Origin of the sequence: Lactobacillus sp. ESL0680, from assembly GCF_029392855.1 — a bacterium.
Taxonomy (GTDB): Bacteria; Bacillota; Bacilli; order Lactobacillales; family Lactobacillaceae; genus Lactobacillus.
This window is the reverse complement of the sequence record NZ_CP113945.1, coordinates 1,230,385-1,247,232: the sequence shown is the minus strand read 5'-3', so window position 1 is coordinate 1,247,232 and position 16,848 is coordinate 1,230,385. Positions and strand designations below refer to the sequence as shown.

Genomic DNA, 16,848 nt, shown 5'->3' with positions numbered 1-16,848 from the left:
ATGAAGTTAATAATCGCAATTGTACAAAAAGAAGATGCCAGTCGGCTGCAGCGGACATTGGTTAAAGAAAATATTCGTGCGACTAAGTTAGCTACAACTGGTGGCTTTTTGAGTCAAGGCAATACCACATTTCTTATTGGGATTGATGATGAACATGTAAAGGAAGTTTTACACATCATTAAGGAAGAATCCAAGGCGCGCGAAGAATATATGAACCCTAATATGGTAATGACAGGCTTTGACATGAGCAGTCAGCCAATTAAAATTACGGTTGGCGGCGCGACTTGCTTTGTCTTACCAGTAGAAGCGTTTAAGCAATTTTAATGGCTATTGATCTTACGCAAAAAGGTGCCAAGGAGGCAGCTTTTTTAGAACGTGCTTACCAGCAAAAGCAGCTGGCGCATAGCTATTTATTTGTTGACCGTGATGAAGATGAGGCTGTCAATACCGCATATTGGCTTGCCTGTTTATTTAATTGTACCGGTGAAAAGCGGCCAGATGGTACTTGTCAGAATTGTCGGCAGATTATTTCAGGGAACTATCCTGATGTCTTGCTGGTAACTACTGCAGGTAAGCAGAGTTTAGGGATTGACCAGATTCGCCCGCTGAAGGAAGAATTAGGTAAAAGTCCGGTTCAGAGCAGCTGCCGCTTTTTTATTATTAATGAGGCACAAAAATTAACGCTGCCGGCAGCTAATGCCCTACTTAATTTGCTGGAAGAACCAATTGCTCCTGTTGTCACAATTTTGATTACCAATAATGTAGATCAAATTTTGCCGACAGTGCGTTCGCGAACACAAATTATTAATTTTGCGGCTGGCGATCAAGCAGATGGTAAAACTGCATTTTTAATTCAGAACGGCTTCACCAAAGACCAGATTCTTGAGCTTGGCGATACCCGCAAATTGGACCAAGAGATTAAATATTTTTATCAAGAAATGTTGGAATACGATCTGCTATCGATTGTCAGCGCCCATCAATTAGCGGATGTTGCTAAAAGTAAAGCTAGCCAAAATTATGTTTGGCTAATGTTAAAGAAAATGGCACAAACAGAATTAAATGATAAAGATCAACAGGCGGGGGCTAAGATGCTCCAAAATTTATTAGAAATTGACAAGATGCGTTACAGCAATGTTAATTTCCGTAACTTATTGGATTATCTGGCTTTGCAGTGGAAACGGTAGGTGGTTTGATGGTGGATTCTTATTCAAAATTGCAACAACTCCACGATTCGATGATGAAAATGACCAAGACAATCGAGAGTTTAGAAAATGATATTTTAGATACACTCAAGGAAAATACCGAATTAAAGGTTGAGAACCAACTTTTACGTGAAAAACTAGACAAAATGACGAATGCCAATGTGCATAACGGAACAATTAAGACTCAGAGTGGACTTGAGTCCTTGCGGCAGATTTATAACTCGGGTTATCATATTTGCAACATGTACTATGGCTCACACCGTGATCCAAGTTCTGATTGCATGTTTTGTTTGGATATTCTTGATAATTTCGGCGAAAAGAAAAAGAAGAAAGTACATTAAAGGACGGATAAAATGCAGCGGCAAAGTAGTTATGCGGATGATAAAGGCAAGCTTTATTTGGTACCAACACCAATTGGGAACCTAGAAGATATTACAATTCGGGCTAAAAAGGTATTAACAGATGCAGACTATATCGCGGCTGAAGATACGCGGACCAGTGGCATTTTGTTAGAGAAGATTGGCGTGCATAACCACATGCTGTCTTTTCACAAATATAATTCTAAGCAGCGCGCGCCGGAATTAGTGCAACTAATGCAAGAGGGAGCAGTAATTGCGGAAATCAGTGACGCGGGGATGCCGGTTATTTCTGATCCAGGATATATTTTAGTGCAGGAGTGTATTAAAAATAATGTTCCTGTAGTACCGCTGCCCGGTCCGTCGGCATTTACGACCGCCTTAATTGCCTCGGGATTTGATGCACAGCCGTTTACCTATTACGGCTTTTTGCCCCGCAAAGCAGGTGAGCAGAAGCCTTATTTTGAAGAGATGGCGAATGCTCATGCAACTTCAATTTTTTATGAAGCACCGCATCGGCTGGTTAAGACGTTAAAGAATATGGCAACGGTGTTGGAACCGGATAGACAGATTGTGGCGGCGCGAGAGTTAACTAAGATTCATGAAGAGTTTGTGCGGGGAACGGTTGCCGAATTGAATGATTATTTCGCTGAAAACGCACCGCGCGGCGAATTTGTCATGCTGGTATCGCCGAGTACAGCTGAAACCAAGAAATTAACATGGCCTGAGTTAATTAAGTTAGTGGATGATCGAGTTGCTCAAGGTGAAAGCAAAAAATCAGCCATTAAAGAAGTAGCCCAGCTGAACAATGTTTCGAAAAATGAACTCTACGATCAATATCATCAAAACAGAGGCAACTAATGAAATATAGTGAACAAAAACGAATTGAATATTATGAATGTGATGAAAACCAGCATTTGAAGCTGCCGGCAATGGTTGACTTGATGATGAGTGTGTCCGAGCACCAACTAAGTAGTGGTGAGGCAAGTACTAATGCCTTGACCGAGCGTGGTTTGGGCTGGGTTGTCACGCAATACCATATTGAGGTTCAAGCCCTGCCTCAACCTAACGATCACATTACAGTTACTACTGATGCTGTTGGTTATAATCGCTTCTTGGAGTATCGGGACTTTAACTTTATTGATGAACAAGGTAAGACGCTCATTACGGTTAAGAGTGAATGGGTCTTGTTTGACTTAAAAAAGCGTAAAATGGTCGCAACAGATGAAAAAATGATGACCGACTTAGGTATTCCCTTATTAAAGAAATTGCCACGTTTTCCTCGCTTGCGGCCGCAAAAGGAATACCAAGTGAAGCGGCAGTATCGCGTTCGCTATGATGACCTAGATACTAACCATCATATGACTAACGGTCATTATTTTAGTTGGTTTATTGATACTCTGGACCGCGAATTTTTGCGTGAGCACATTATTCAAAGCATTGATATTAAGTTCAATCAGGAAGTAACCTATGGTCAGGAGCCGTTTGCCTATGTTAGTGTACAGGATGATGGGCAAGATATTAAGTCCTATCATGTGATTGAGGATGAAGAAAGCAATCCTAGAGCCGTTTGTGAACTAACTTGGCGCAAAATATAATATAATTAATTGAGCATGACTGGTCGTCATGCTTTTTTAATGAGAGGAAGTGTTGGCGATGATTTCAAAAAGAACGCTAAAACTAGAATTGCGTGACTTAATTCTACTTGGAGTCGTAATTGCAATCAAAATAATTTTGCATCGCTTTAGTATTGGCACGGCAGTTGTTCACGTCAGTCTTGATTTTATTGGGAGCGTGATGCTAGGCTTCATTTTTGGTCCCGTATGGGGCGGTGTCGGCGGCGCGATTGGGGACCTTGTTTCCTCAGCTATCTTTGGTAATCAAGGTGGTTATTTCATCGGTTTTACACTTAGTGCGATGGTTGGGCCATTAATTTATGGACTATTTTTTTATCAACGGCCAGTTAAGATTTGGCGGATTATCTTGTCGACCTTGCTGGTTACCATAATTGTTAACGTCGGTCTGAATACGTTGTGGGTGCACGTTTTGTATGGTTTGAACTTTAATGCAGCCTTAGTTCAGCGACTACCTAAAGAATTAATTGTTCCTTGGGTACAAATGTTTGTTATCTACTTTGTTTTGCAGGCCCTTTCTCGTGTTAAAATGAAAAGGTAGATTTTTTAAAAAGGGAAAAGTAATCTGAAATGAAAATTTTAAGTGTATCAACGGCCACTAATCACTTGAGCGTAGCCTTGAATGACGGCCAATCAGTTATTGTTGAAAAAAGTGAGCAGGATGAGCGCAACCATAGTGAACATCTTGATCCTTTAATTGATGAAATCCTGCGGGCAAATGACCTGCAGTTAAAAGATATTGACCGTTTTGCGGTAGCAATTGGACCGGGATCTTATACGGGATTGCGGATTGGAATTACGACGGTTAAAATGTTTGCTAGCATTTTGAATAAAGAAGTTGTCGGTATTTCAACCTTGCAGGCTTTGGCTGCTAGCTGCAGCGATCAGGATACGCTGATTGTAGCGGGAATTGATGCCCGTAACGATAACTATTTTGCTGGTGGTTATGTTAATGAAGGAGGCCTGCCAGTTAACGTCCTGGCTGATGGTCACTATCATATTTCATCATTGCTGGAAGCTGTTAAGGAATATTTAGCTAATAAGCCGTTAAGCAAGATTATCTTTATTGGGTCTGGCTTTACTAAGCAGGAAGAATTAATTAAGGCATTGGCCGTACCCTTTAGTTACGGTACTGATGACCAAAATGTTATTCATGCTGGCTTAATTGGCAAACTAGCAGAAGCAGCAACGCCAACTGATCCTGACCAGTTATTACCTAATTATTTGCGGCGGACGCAGGCAGAGGTTGACTGGCACAAGAAGACGGGGAAGCCGTTTGAGCCAGATAGTAATTATGTGGAAGAAGTTTAAGCAGCATAATTATTTTTCTCATTTTAAAAAACAGCCACTTAAGATAGAATTTCAGCCATTTGTGTTTACCATTGCTGGTCAAACCGTTCAAATTATGCGGGCGAAGCCTGATGATATTTCTAATATGCTGCTGCTGGAAACGCAGGCTTACAATGGGCGAATGCCGTGGAATGCGGAGGTCTTTCAGTCAGAATTAGCCAAGTCTAACCTGCTATACTTAGTTGTTTATCAATCTTCAACCTTGCTTGCTTATGCAGGTGTGCGTATCAATCAGCTTGAAGCGCACATAACTAATATCACGGTTGCTCCTAATTGGCAGGGGCAAGGCTTAGGCACACAGTTAATGCAGATAATGATTGAATTAGCACAAGAGTGGGGCTGCGAATGCGTTAGCTTGGAAGTTCGCGTGGATAACCTGATAGCGCAAAAATTGTACCGGCAGCTTGGCTTCAGTCCAACTTTTATTCGACCGAATTATTATCAGGAAACACAAACAGATGGCTTAAATATGGTGCTGGATTTAACACAAACACGAAATAAGAAAGGGATTAAGTTTTGAGCAAACAAAAAGATATTCGGATTTTAGCTTATGAGAGTTCTTGCGATGAAACTTCTACAGCAGTCATTAAAAATGGCCGTGAAATTGAAAGTTTGGTTGTGGCAACGCAAATTAAGAGCCATCAACGTTTTGGTGGGGTAGTTCCAGAGGTTGCTAGTCGTCATCATATTGAGGTAATTAGTCAAATTACTAAAGAAGCATTGGCGCAAGCAAATGCCACTTGGGATGATATTGATGCAATTGCGGTAACTTACGGTCCTGGACTTGTTGGAGCACTATTAATTGGTGTTAGTGCTGCCAAGGCTGCTTCGATGGCTACGGGGATTCCGTTAATCGGTGTTGACCATATTATGGGTCACATTATGGCGGCCCAATTAACAGATGAAATTGAATATCCTGCTCTTGCCTTGCAAGTTTCTGGGGGACATACTGAAATTGTCTTGATGAAAGATCCCACGCACTTTGAAATTGTTGGTGATACCCGCGATGATGCTGCAGGAGAAGCTTACGACAAGATTGGTCGAGTTCTGGGTGTGAAATATCCGGCTGGTAAAACGATTGATGACTGGGCACATCAGGGTCAAGATACGTTTAACTTTCCACGAGCAATGTTGACTGACGATGATTATGACTTTTCATTTTCTGGTCTAAAGAGTGCCTTTATTAATACTTGTCACCATGCTGACCAAATACATCAGGAACTTAATAAGTATGATTTGGCTGCTAGTTTTCAGGCAGCGGTTGTGGATGTGTTATCTACTAAGACAATTCGTGCAATTAAAGAGTATCAACCAAAAACTTTTATTATGGGTGGCGGTGTAGCTGCTAACCACGGTTTGCGTGACCGCATGAGTCAGGAAATTGCAGCCTTGCCGGCAAAGATACGGCCAAAGGTGATTTTGCCCGACCTTAAGTTGTGTGGTGATAATGCGGCGATGATTGGTGCAGCGGCTTATAATTTGTATAATGAGGGTAAGTTTGCTGATATGACGCTCAATGCAGATCCGTCATTGGAATTACCGTATGCGAAGAGTTTGCTGGAATAATTATTAAACTAAAAAAGGCGAGGAAGTAAGTAACTTCTTCGTCTTTTTTTGTTATTCAAAATTTTCTAATTCAGTTAATGCTTGTTCCCAATCTTCATTAGCTTTATCTAATTCAGATTGAGTAGCAGTTAGGTCTTCTTGCAGTGGTCCTAACTTACCAAAGTCAGAAGCAATGTCGGGATTAGCCATTTGCGTTTGAATTTCTTGCTCTTTTTGTTCCAATTCTTCAATTTTGGCTTCAATATCTTCTACTTGGCGTTGCAGTTTACGCTTTTGTGAGTCGCGTTGCTTTTGCTCTTGATAAGACAGTTTAGTAGAATTTGCAGTCGCTGCTTCTACGGGTGTATCTTGACCAGCAGGAATTGTTGCACTAGCAGCAGTTTGTTTAGCTTGTTCGTCTAAGTAATATGAGTAGTTACCTTCGTAAGTTTTGGCATGACCATCTTTAACGGCAACAATCTTATTAGCCAGCTGGTTGATAAAGTACCGGTCATGGGAGACAAAGAGCAGGGTACCATCGAACTTTTGCAGAGCTTGCTCGAGCACCTCTTTAGCTTCAATATCCAAGTGGTTGGTCGGCTCATCCATTAACAAAAAGTTGTTATGTTCAAGTGATAAAACAGTTAGGGTCAAGCGGGCCTTTTGACCACCAGATAATTGGCCAACAGTCTTGTCAATATCTTTGGCAGTGAATAGAAAACTGGCTAGGATTGACCGCACATCACGTTCAGGCATCGTCTTATGGCGATTCCAAATTGTATCAAGCACGGTTTTGCCTGGGTCAAGTTGTTGCAATTCTTGGTCATAATAGCCAATATCAAGCGAAGCGCCGTACTTGATTGAGCCTTCTTTAGGGGTTAAGTCCTTCATGATTGTTTTTAAAAGCGTGGACTTACCGATACCGTTAGGTCCAATAACCGCAACACGGTCGCCTTTATTAACCTGAAAAGAAATATCTTGCACCATGGTTTTGGTTGGGTAACCGATTGACAAGTGATTGAAAATTAAAACTTCTTTTCCAGATGGGCGCTCACTCTTGAAGGTAATGCGAACCTTATTTTTATGTTTAGGCGGCTTAATCCGTTCAATTTTTTCGAGTTGCTTACGCCGGCTTTGTGCTCGTTTAGTAGTAGTGGCCCGAACAATGTTCTTTTGGATAAATTCCTCATCTTTTTTGATTTTATCCTGTTGCTTTTCGTAGGCTTCTTCTTGCTGGCGATCACGCAGTTCTCGTTGGGCAACATAATCAGAGTAGTTGCCCTTGAAGGCGGTCAGTTTACCAAATTGTAATTCAAAAATTTGGTTAGCCAAATGATCCAAAAAGTACTGGTCGTGAGAGACTACCAAAATAGCGCCAGAATAACCTTTAAGGAAGTTTTCTAGCCAGTCCAATGTATCTAAATCAAGGTAGTTGGTTGGCTCGTCAAGCAGCAATAGTGGCGGCTTTTGCAGCAGCAGCTTAACAAAAGCTAGACGAGTTTTTTCACCGCCAGAAAGACTGCCAATTACCTTAGTCCACGTATCTTCAGGAAATTTAAAGCCGTTCAGGATACTTTTAATATCAGATTGGTAAGTGTAGCCGCCTTGCTGTTCAAAGTTGAACTGCATCTGGTCGTATTGCTTGAGCAAGGCCTCATCTTCAGGATGGTTGGCAATCTGCTCCTGCATTGTTTGGATATTTTCACCCATTTTAATTAATGGGGCAAAAACATCCAGCATCTCGTTCCAGATGGTTTTATTTTCATCGAGACTATTTTCCTGAGCGATGTAGCCGACAGCAATGTTTTTGTTGATTGTAAATTCACCATGGGTTGCGTCTTCTTCGCCGGTCATAATTTTAAGCAGTGTCGTCTTGCCGACACCGTTTGCCCCGACAAGTCCGATCCGCGCATTTGCATCAATTGAAAAGTTAACGTTTTTAAATAGAGTATTGGCACCGAATTGTTTTTCTAAATCGTGCCCTTGTGCAATTATCATATATTTTCACCTAGAGACCATTTTAGCATAAGAGCTGAAATTCTGGTGTATCTTTATAGGTAAGAAAAAAGAAAATTATTTGAGTTGTGAATTACGCTGGATTAGTTTTTGTGTTTCAAGTAACATTGTTGACTCCTATTCATTTGTTTATAGCAATTTTAAGCGGGGATAGGAGGTTTGTCTGCTTAATTAAGGCAAGTGGTGCCAATAACATGATAAGAGGGAAGATTAATCTATTAAGTGGTCTTGTTAAATTATTTGCTTGGATAAAAGAGGCCTACATTTATTAGTTACAAGGCTTTTCTATGATAGAATTGAATAGATTGTGAAAAAATATTTGCATTAAATGTGATTTTGCGAGTAAAATAAGACTGATTAGTGCTTTATTCACAAATAAAAGTTGGGGGCCGTTTGAAAAATGGAAAAGATAAAAATTCCGACAGCGACAGCAAAGAGATTGCCACTCTACTATCGCTATCTAATTATTTTAAATGAGAGTGGCAAAGAAAAAGTTTCTTCAACCGAATTGTCGGAAGCAGTCCAGGTTGATAGTGCTTCAATTAGACGTGATTTTTCTTACTTTGGCGCACTGGGCAAGCGTGGCTACGGCTACGATGTTAAGAGCCTCTTATCATTTTTTAAAAAGATTTTGAATCAAGATACGTTGACTAATGTTGCCTTGGTTGGTGTTGGTAATTTAGGGCATGCCTTGCTTAATTACAACTTTAAGAGAAGCAACAACATTCGTATTTCTTGTGCGTTTGATATTAAAGAAGAAATTACCGGCAAAATTTTAAGTGGTGTGCCAGTTTATAGCATGAGCGAATTGAAAAAGCAATTGAGCGATCAACAGATTTCGATTGCAATTTTGACGGTTCCAGCTGAAACTGCACAGGCAACAGCTGATGAAATGATCGAATCAGGAATTAAGGGAATAATGAATTTCACGCCAATTCGCTTGTCTGCTCCGACTGGAATTCGGATTCAGAATGTTGATTTGGCAACTGAATTACAAACGTTAATTTATTTCCTTGATGCCGACAAGGATAATGAAAAGAATATTTAACTTAAGGTCATTTACACTTGTGTAAATGGCTTTTTTTGTTTTAGTAAAGTAGAGGTGGTTACAATCAAAATTGCAAGTGTAATCGATGCAGAAGTAGAAGCTGTATTGTTTTGTTAAAAAATAATACAGCTTTTATGGATAATCGAGGAAATGAAGAATAAAAATTTTAATAATAAACGAAAATTATTGTTAGGGTATGCAGTATCAGGATTTGGTGACCAGTTTTACACGTTTGCGGTACCGCTGTTAATGCTGACGATTAATCATTCATAATCATTCATCAGTAACAATGGGATTGCTCAGTGCAATGGAATATTTGCCAACTGCGTTATTTGGCTTGGTAATTGGCGCACTCTTTGATGTCTATTGCCAAAAGAACGTAATGCTGACTGCGTTAGTGATGCAAATGATTTTGGCATTATTTGTACCAATAATGATTAACAATCACTTACCTTTGTGGAGCATTTTGGTAATAATTTTTGCTTTTGGCTTTTTTGACTTACTATCTTGGGTTGGTTATCAGACCATGATTGCCCAAGATTTATCTCCACAAGAGTTGGCTCAGGTATCGGGAAGTGTTGGGCTGATTTCTTCAGTTCAGCGTATGTTTGGTCCCGGAATTGCATCCCTGATAATTAATCTAGTCGGCTATTTTACTGGCTTTTTATTGGATAGCGTTAGTTTTGCATATTTAGCAGTAACAATTAAGGAGCTACCGGAAGAAAAGTCGATAGCTACAACTAAAAATATTGCTCATAAAACTATTGCGGGATTGCAATTTATTTGGCATGACTTTCACTTAAAATGGTTAATTATTGGCTTTTTGGCAGCTAATTTAGGTTTTCAAGTTGTAGTGCCAATGTTAACGTTCATTTTAAAACAAACGATGCAAATATCGGTTACGCAGATTAGTATCTTTTATACAGTAGCTTCAGTTGCTGGAATTACTGCAAATTTTATTTATTTACATTTTAATCAAAGATTTACAGTTGGCTCGCAGCTGCTAATCAGTGGTTTAGTTATTTTAATTGGTTTTAGTGTCATGCTAGGACTGCATTCATTTTGGCTAGTGACGATTGGTTATGTCTTAGTATCAGTCGGCAGTGTGTGGTCACAGGCTAACTTTTTCACAATTGTGCAAGCACTAACCAAAAAAGAATATCGCGGGATGGTAACTTCGGCGTCAACAACTTTAACAAGAATGATGGGTCCAATGATGTCAGTAGTTAGCGGCTTTTTGGTCAAGGTGGATGGACATTTGATTTTTGTAATCGCTGTTAGTGCAATGATTATTTCTTTATACATTATGTGTGCCAAGCAACTGATTAAATTGAAGCTGCAATGAAGAATACTTTGCACAAAAAAATATATTTGTTGCAGTCAAATATTGCTATAATAAAACTAAAATAATTAAGTTATTTGTACATGAGGTAAGTAAATGAAGAAAAAATCGAAAATAATAGCAATATTGACTGCTATTATAATGAGTGGGTCTCTTGTTTTAACTAATACTAGTAATTATCTCAGTCAGCCGGTTTTAGCTGCCACTAGTAAAGGTAAAACGCAACATCGCAGTAAGCAAGTTAAAGGACAACGTGGGGGCATTGGCAGCTTACTTAAACCCAAAGTTGGTATGCGTCCGCAAGACAACTTGTATTTAGCTATTAATTCTAAATGGTTAAAGCAAGCTAAAATTCCAGCTGATGGTGTTAGTACAGGTACTTTTAACGAGCTTTCAACTAAGGTAAATACTGAATTAAGCCAAGATATGGCAGCTTTTGCTAATGGCAAAAAGCCATTGCCGAATATCCCTAATTTTGCCAAAGCCGTTGATTTTTATAAGCAAGCTTTAGATATGGATCAACGCAACCGTGACGGTGCTCAGCCAATCAAGAAGGATTTGGCAGAACTGGAAAATATTAAGGATTTTGCTGATTTTAATACCAACGCTGCAAAATTATTTAATGAAATGATGCCGCTGCCGATTGGCTGGGAGGTTGAGCCTGATTTGAAAAACGCCCGCAAGAATGCCCTCTACTTTGGCTCTGCGGGAACGATTTTATCTGACGCCACTAGCTATCAGGATCCCAATTCGAAAAAGTTACTTGATATTTATCAAAAACAATCTATCAACCTATTAAAATTAGCTGGCGTGCCGGAAGATGAAGCCACTACTTATGCCGAAAACGCAATTAAGTTTGATAGTAAGATCGTTCAAAACACTAAGTCAGCTGAAGATAGTGCTGAAGTAACTAGCAATTATCATCCAATGAGTGTCAAAGATTTTGAAGCAAAATTTGGCAACTTTGATATGGCTGGATTTTTAAAGGGAGCAATCGGCAAAGAACCTGATCAGATTATTGTCACGGATCCAGACTTTTTGAATAATGTTAATGGGCTGCTTAATAAGGATAACTTCGCTGAAATTAAGGGCTGGATGATTGTTGAATTCATTAATAGCGTTGCCGGGGATTTGTCACAGCAATTTATTGACGCTAGCGCTCCATTTGCGCAGGCAGAAACTGGTCAAAAAGAATTGCCTTCAACTGCAAAGCAGGCTTTTGCAATTACAAATAGTGAATATAATGACCTAATAGGTGAATATTATGGTGAAACTTATTTTGGCCCTGCTGCTAAAAAAGATGTCACTAAGATGGTTGAGCAAATTTTAAAAATTTACGAACAACGTTTGCAAAAAAATAAGTGGCTGTCTAAGTCAACCAGACAAAAAGCAATTGCTAAATTAAAGGCAATGAAGGTCAAGGTCGGGTACCCAGGCGATGTTAGCGACTTTTATGATGATATAAAAGTAGTCCCAGCAAGCCAAGGCGGCAGTTTGTATGCTAATCAAAAAGCAATGGATATCAAGGACACTAAAGAAATGGTCTCAGAGTTAGATGAACCAGTTGATCGTGATGACTGGGGCATTACTGGTGATGAAGTTAATGCTTTTTATGATTCTAGCTTAAATGATATCAATATTCCTGCCGCTATCTTGCAAGCTCCATTTTATAGTAAGAAGCAAAGTGAGGCTACTAACTTGGGTGGCATTGGTACAGTTGTTGGTCATGAAATCTCTCATGCCTTTGACAATAATGGCGCTAAGTTTGATAAGTATGGCAGTCTGCATAATTGGTGGACTAAAAAAGATCACGCAGCATTTAATAAGCGTGTTAATGCAGAAATCAAATTATTCGATGGTATTAAGTATGGCGGTAAAAAGGTTAACGGTAAGCTGACAGTATCGGAAAATATTGCCGATCAAGGTGGCTTATCCGTAGCCATAGCTGCAGCTAAGAAAGATCATGTTAGCTTACGTGAACTCTTTAAAAATTACGCCCGAATTTGGCGAATAAAAGCAAGTCCAGAATGGACGCAATACTTGCTTGCCAACGATGTTCACTCTCCTGATGCTTTGCGGGCTAATGTCCAAGTGCAGTGCCAACCGGACTTTTACAAGGTCTTTAAGGTTAAGAAGACTGATGGCATGTGGCTATCGCCCAAGAAGCGCGTACTAATTTGGTAGTATTTCTTTCATAAATATTAGTTAATAGGAACCCCTGAAGTTAATCTCAGGGGTTTTGTTGTGGCTGAATTAATCAAAAAAATATTGAATTATATGCGAAGTTATGCGGGTTAAGAGTTTGCAAAAAATAAAATTAGCACTTTAAGTAAAAAAGTGCTAATTTTTCTTGCATTTTTTGGCAAAAGAGGTTATTATCATATTTGTAAGTTAGCACTTAGCTAATAAGAGTGCTAACTGATATAAAGAAAATAAAAATTATCAAATTTAATTTTAGGAGGCAATCGTGTTACAACCAATCGGTGATCGCGTGATCGTAAAAGTTAAAGAAGAAGAAGAAAAATCTGTTGGCGGCATCGTCTTAGCATCAAATGCTAAAGAAAAGCCAACTGAAGGTGAAGTTGTTGCTGTAGGTGAAGGTACTTATACCCAAACTGGCGACAAGATTCCAATGACTGTTAAGAAGGGCGACGTCGTTTTATACGATAAGTACTCTGGCACTAATGTTAAACATGAAGGCGAAGAATACTTAGTTCTTCACGAAAAAGATATTTTAGCAGTTGTTAAGTAATTAAGGAGCGAATGAAAATGGCAAAAGATATTAAATTTTCAGAAAACGCAAGACGTTCCCTATTAAAGGGTGTTGACAAGCTAGCTGATACTGTTAAGACAACTATTGGTCCTAAGGGACGCAACGTTGTTTTAGAGCAATCATACGGCAACCCAGAAATCACTAACGATGGTGTTACAATTGCCAAGGCAATTGAATTGAAGGACCATTACGAAAACATGGGTGCCAAGTTAGTTGCTGAAGCTGCTCAAAAGACCAACGATATCGCTGGTGACGGTACAACTACTGCCGTTGTTTTGACCCAAGCAATTATTCGTGAAGGAATGAAGAACGTAACTGCTGGTGCTAACCCAGTTGGTGTTCGCCGCGGAATTGAAAAGGCTACTAAGGCTGTAACTGATGAATTACACAAGATCAGCCATACAGTTTCTTCAAAAGACCAAATCGCTCAAGTTGCTGCTGTTTCAAGTGCTTCTAAAGAAGTTGGTAATTTAATTGCCGATGCAATGGAAAAAGTTGGCAACGATGGTGTAATTACTATTGAAGATTCTCGTGGTATTGAAACTGAATTATCAGTTGTTGAAGGGATGCAATTCGATCGTGGTTACTTGTCACAATATATGGTAACTGACAACGATAAGATGGAAGCTGACCTCGATAATCCATACATTTTGATTACCGACAAGAAGATTTCTAACATTCAAGACATTTTGCCATTATTGCAAGAAATTGTACAACAAGGCAAGTCATTGTTAATCATTGCTGACGATATTGATGGTGAAGCATTGCCAACACTTGTTTTGAACAAGGTTCGTGGTACTTTCAACGTTGTTGGTGTTAAGGCACCTGGCTTTGGTGATAGCCGCAAGGAGCAATTACAAGATATCGCTGCATTGACTGGTGGTACTGTAATTACTGAAGACTTGGGTCTTGAATTGAAGGACACTTCACTTGACCAATTAGGTCAAGCTCGCCGGATTACAGTTACTAAAGACTCAACTACAATTGTTGATGGTGCTGGTTCTGATGAAGCAATCAAGGATCGTGAAGATTCAATTAGAAAGCAAATCGATGAAACTACTTCTGACTTTGACAAGAAGAAGTTGCAAGAACGTTTGGCTAAATTAACTGGTGGTGTTGCAGTTATCCACGTTGGTGCTGCTACTGAAACCGAATTGAAGGAACGTCGTTACCGAATTGAAGATGCCTTGAACTCAACTCGTGCTGCTGTTGATGAAGGTTACGTTGCCGGTGGTGGTACTGCCTTAGTTGATGTTGAATCAGCTGTTAAAGACCTTAAAGGTGATACTGTTGATGAACAAACTGGTATCAACATTGTCTTACGTGCTTTGAGTGCACCAGTTCGCCAAATTGCTGAAAACGCTGGTGAAGATGGTTCAGTTATCTTGAACGAACTTGAAAAGCAAGACAACGAAATCGGCTACAATGCTGCTAATGGTAACTGGGAGAACATGGTTGAATCTGGTATTATTGACCCAACCAAGGTTACACGGACAGCTTTGCAAAATGCTGCTTCAATTGCTGCACTTCTCTTAACTACTGAAGCTGTAGTTGCAGAAATTCCTGAAGATAAGCCAGCTACACCTGACGCAGGTGCTGGTGCCGGCGCTCCTGGAATGATGTAATTTTAGATAAATACTAATTAAAAAAGCTGCTCAAACGAGCGGCTTTTTTGTGTGGTGAGAATTAATAGTTAAGTTTGTCGGCAGACACTCTGCTAAAAGGCGGCTTGTTCAATAATAATTTATTTAATTTCAAGAAAAAAAGACCATCAAGTTGATGGTCTTTTTTATTGGTAATGCTGACTTTTGTGAGTTTAATTTAGATGTTAAAAAAGTAATATCTATTTTTATACAAAATATAATTCCAATAAATATATAGAATTGTTATTTAATAAATGTAAGCAATTTCAATATTCGTGTATATTAAAATGCGAGGAAAAAGATTTTGAAGTAGAGAAAATGCTGATATAGCAGTATTTATTTACGTATATATGTTATCGTAAATAATAAAGTTAAAATAGTAAATAAATATTAGATAATTTTAAAAAGTTACTTGCATTCGAATATTTTTTGTTATATATTAATTGTGATAATTATGAAAGTACCATATATAACATCAATAGTAATGTCTATTTCTGTTTACTCAGAAGAGTTTACTTTTATGTTAGTTACCAATTTATAATTGTTGAAACTATTTTTGCCCTTAGGGTATAACAGAGCAAGATAAAGTAGAGTACCTTATTAAAGGACTAGTGTTAATAAGCAAAGCTTGTCTTATCGATATTTTGTTAAATAGTGTTTTAGTTAATTTTCTGTATAAAGTGTTCTAAGCCGATTATAAAAATCTTGATCGAGAATTTGCGTATGATTTTTCATCGCATTTTCACTAAATTGAGAGTTGCTTGGAGACATTAAATTTGAATAATTATTACTGTGATCTAGGCCTAAAGCATGTCCAAATTCATGAATAATAATTGCTTCATTACGATAATCTAAACGCCATTTAACTCTGTTAGATAAGCTATAGCCTGAGTTGTTTTCTTCTTTATTGACGTAAACATTAACGTGAATAAACGTTTTAGGCGCATACTTATTAGACGTCAGCCAGACATTTCCATATACTGTTAGGCCTAAGGCCATAATATTTGGATCGTGGTTAGGATCACTGTTAAAGCTATTGATCTTTTCTTGACTGACATAATGTATGGTAATATCAGGATTACTTGCAGAAGGTGCTAATTTTACAATATTCATACTATTGATCCGTTGCGCAGCGTCATCTGTTAATGCGGCTTGGCGCGGTGTTCCGTCTGTAGTATAGGTAATATTATTTTTATCAGGCCAACTATAACCAACAAAGTTATTACGTTCAGGAACAAAGGCAGCAGAATTATAAGCTTGCTTTCCATTTAAGTTATATTTGAATGCCTTCTTTTGTTTGATTTCGTAATAGTCTTGTTTGATTAAGTCTGTGCCGGAATATTCGTAAAATTTAGCCGTAGCTGCGTAAGCAGGCGGACCACTAATGAATAGTAATACAAATACTGATAGTGCGTATAAAACGTTCTTTATTGTTTTCATAATTAACGCTCCTTAATTTGGGTATAAAACTTTTAAGTGATTATAAAAATCTTGATTAATAATTTACCTATAGTTGACAGGTATTTGCCTTTATTGGTTTGGTACCGTGTTTAATTCTAAAGTCTGTCCAATTTTTAGTTAAAGCGGTTTTATTAAAAAGCAAATAAGTTGGTCTTATATAGTAAAATATTTAGCAAGATGGTATAACGTTTGATTAGCATAGTGATTGAATTTAAATTCAAATATTAACTGTCCAAATTGTACTTGAATTTTTCTTTAATACTGTGATAATCTTGCTTAATTAATTAGATTGATCTTTTATCCTCCCCTTTTTATTTTATATCTTTTTAACAAATAAACAAAAAAATCGTTGCTCGTACTACCTATGAGAAACGATTTTTTGTATACATATATTTATTTTTAAGTTTAAGAAATTAGATACCAATATAAGTATTGCTTAAACTCGTATTTTTAATTATATTTGATAGATACATACAAG

General features: G+C 38.4%; 17 protein-coding genes. 15 read left to right on the top strand and 2 right to left on the bottom strand.

The features are described from left to right. From OZX58_RS05910 to tsaD, 9 genes are read left to right on the top strand one after another with little or no spacing between them, the layout of a single operon-like run. On the top strand, positions 1-324 hold the full coding sequence (locus tag OZX58_RS05910) for a cyclic-di-AMP receptor (RefSeq protein ID WP_277130670.1): 324 nt from the start codon (positions 1-3) through the stop codon (positions 322-324). Further along, the gene (locus OZX58_RS05905; protein ID WP_277140642.1) at positions 324-1,184 is read left to right on the top strand and encodes a DNA polymerase III subunit delta; all 861 of its coding nucleotides are present in this window, start codon (positions 324-326) and stop codon (positions 1,182-1,184) included. The genes OZX58_RS05910 and OZX58_RS05905 overlap by 1 nt, the downstream gene beginning before the upstream one ends. A gap of 11 nt (positions 1,185-1,195) precedes the next feature. After that, on the top strand, positions 1,196-1,543 hold the full coding sequence (gene yabA, locus OZX58_RS05900) for a DNA replication initiation control protein YabA (RefSeq protein WP_277130672.1): 348 nt from the start codon (positions 1,196-1,198) through the stop codon (positions 1,541-1,543). Between the two features lie 12 nt (positions 1,544-1,555). After that, a complete protein-coding gene (gene rsmI / locus OZX58_RS05895; protein ID WP_277140641.1) occupies positions 1,556-2,419 on the top strand; it encodes a 16S rRNA (cytidine(1402)-2'-O)-methyltransferase in 864 nt (287 codons plus the stop codon). Continuing rightward, entirely contained in the window at positions 2,419-3,156 is a 738-nt protein-coding gene (locus tag OZX58_RS05890) for an acyl-ACP thioesterase domain-containing protein (RefSeq protein WP_277140640.1), read from the top strand. Before rsmI ends, OZX58_RS05890 begins: the two co-directional genes overlap by 1 nt. Before the next feature lie 58 nt (positions 3,157-3,214). After that, positions 3,215-3,733 carry a folate family ECF transporter S component gene (locus OZX58_RS05885; RefSeq protein WP_277140639.1) on the top strand — a complete coding sequence of 173 codons (519 nt, stop codon included), beginning with the start codon at positions 3,215-3,217 and terminating at the stop codon, positions 3,731-3,733. A gap of 29 nt (positions 3,734-3,762) precedes the next feature. Then, positions 3,763-4,503: a tRNA (adenosine(37)-N6)-threonylcarbamoyltransferase complex dimerization subunit type 1 TsaB gene (tsaB, locus tag OZX58_RS05880; RefSeq protein WP_277140638.1), complete on the top strand. Its 741-nt coding sequence runs from the start codon at positions 3,763-3,765 to the stop codon at positions 4,501-4,503. Next, positions 4,487-5,062 carry a ribosomal protein S18-alanine N-acetyltransferase gene (gene rimI, locus OZX58_RS05875; protein ID WP_277141766.1) on the top strand — a complete coding sequence of 192 codons (576 nt, stop codon included), beginning with the start codon at positions 4,487-4,489 and terminating at the stop codon, positions 5,060-5,062. The genes tsaB and rimI overlap by 17 nt, the downstream gene beginning before the upstream one ends. Beyond that, entirely contained in the window at positions 5,059-6,108 is a 1,050-nt protein-coding gene (tsaD, locus tag OZX58_RS05870; protein ID WP_277140637.1) for a tRNA (adenosine(37)-N6)-threonylcarbamoyltransferase complex transferase subunit TsaD, read from the top strand. The genes rimI and tsaD overlap by 4 nt, the downstream gene beginning before the upstream one ends. A 51-nt stretch (positions 6,109-6,159) precedes the next feature. Here tsaD and OZX58_RS05865 read toward each other — a convergent pair whose 3' ends face one another. Further along, positions 6,160-8,085 (bottom strand): ABC-F family ATP-binding cassette domain-containing protein, encoded by a 1,926-nt coding sequence (locus OZX58_RS05865; protein ID WP_277140636.1) that lies wholly within the window; start codon positions 8,083-8,085, stop codon positions 6,160-6,162. Positions 8,086-8,503: 418 nt separating this feature from the next. Between OZX58_RS05865 and OZX58_RS05860 the strand changes: the two genes are divergently transcribed. The 6 genes from OZX58_RS05860 to groL all read left to right on the top strand — a co-directional run bounded on the left by OZX58_RS05860 (position 8,504) and on the right by groL (position 14,891). Next, positions 8,504-9,151 (top strand): redox-sensing transcriptional repressor Rex, encoded by a 648-nt coding sequence (locus tag OZX58_RS05860; protein ID WP_277130679.1) that lies wholly within the window; start codon positions 8,504-8,506, stop codon positions 9,149-9,151. Between the two features lie 150 nt (positions 9,152-9,301). Further along, positions 9,302-9,424 (top strand): hypothetical protein, encoded by a 123-nt coding sequence (locus tag OZX58_RS05855; RefSeq protein ID WP_277140635.1) that lies wholly within the window; start codon positions 9,302-9,304, stop codon positions 9,422-9,424. Positions 9,425-9,458: 34 nt separating this feature from the next. After that, positions 9,459-10,496 carry an MFS transporter gene (locus OZX58_RS05850; RefSeq protein ID WP_277140634.1) on the top strand — a complete coding sequence of 346 codons (1,038 nt, stop codon included), beginning with the start codon at positions 9,459-9,461 and terminating at the stop codon, positions 10,494-10,496. Positions 10,497-10,784: 288 nt separating this feature from the next. Further along, positions 10,785-12,677 carry a M13 family metallopeptidase gene (locus OZX58_RS05845; RefSeq protein WP_277141765.1) on the top strand — a complete coding sequence of 631 codons (1,893 nt, stop codon included), beginning with the start codon at positions 10,785-10,787 and terminating at the stop codon, positions 12,675-12,677. Positions 12,678-12,960: 283 nt separating this feature from the next. Beyond that, a complete protein-coding gene (gene groES, locus OZX58_RS05840) occupies positions 12,961-13,245 on the top strand; it encodes a co-chaperone GroES (RefSeq protein WP_277130681.1) in 285 nt (94 codons plus the stop codon). Positions 13,246-13,262: 17 nt separating this feature from the next. Beyond that, a complete protein-coding gene (gene groL, locus OZX58_RS05835; protein ID WP_277130682.1) occupies positions 13,263-14,891 on the top strand; it encodes a chaperonin GroEL in 1,629 nt (542 codons plus the stop codon). A gap of 681 nt (positions 14,892-15,572) precedes the next feature. On the opposite strand, the gene OZX58_RS05830 is transcribed toward groL, so the two are convergent. Beyond that, the gene (locus OZX58_RS05830) at positions 15,573-16,349 is read right to left on the bottom strand and encodes a matrixin family metalloprotease (RefSeq protein ID WP_277140633.1); all 777 of its coding nucleotides are present in this window, start codon (positions 16,347-16,349) and stop codon (positions 15,573-15,575) included. Positions 16,350-16,848 lie beyond the last annotated feature (499 nt).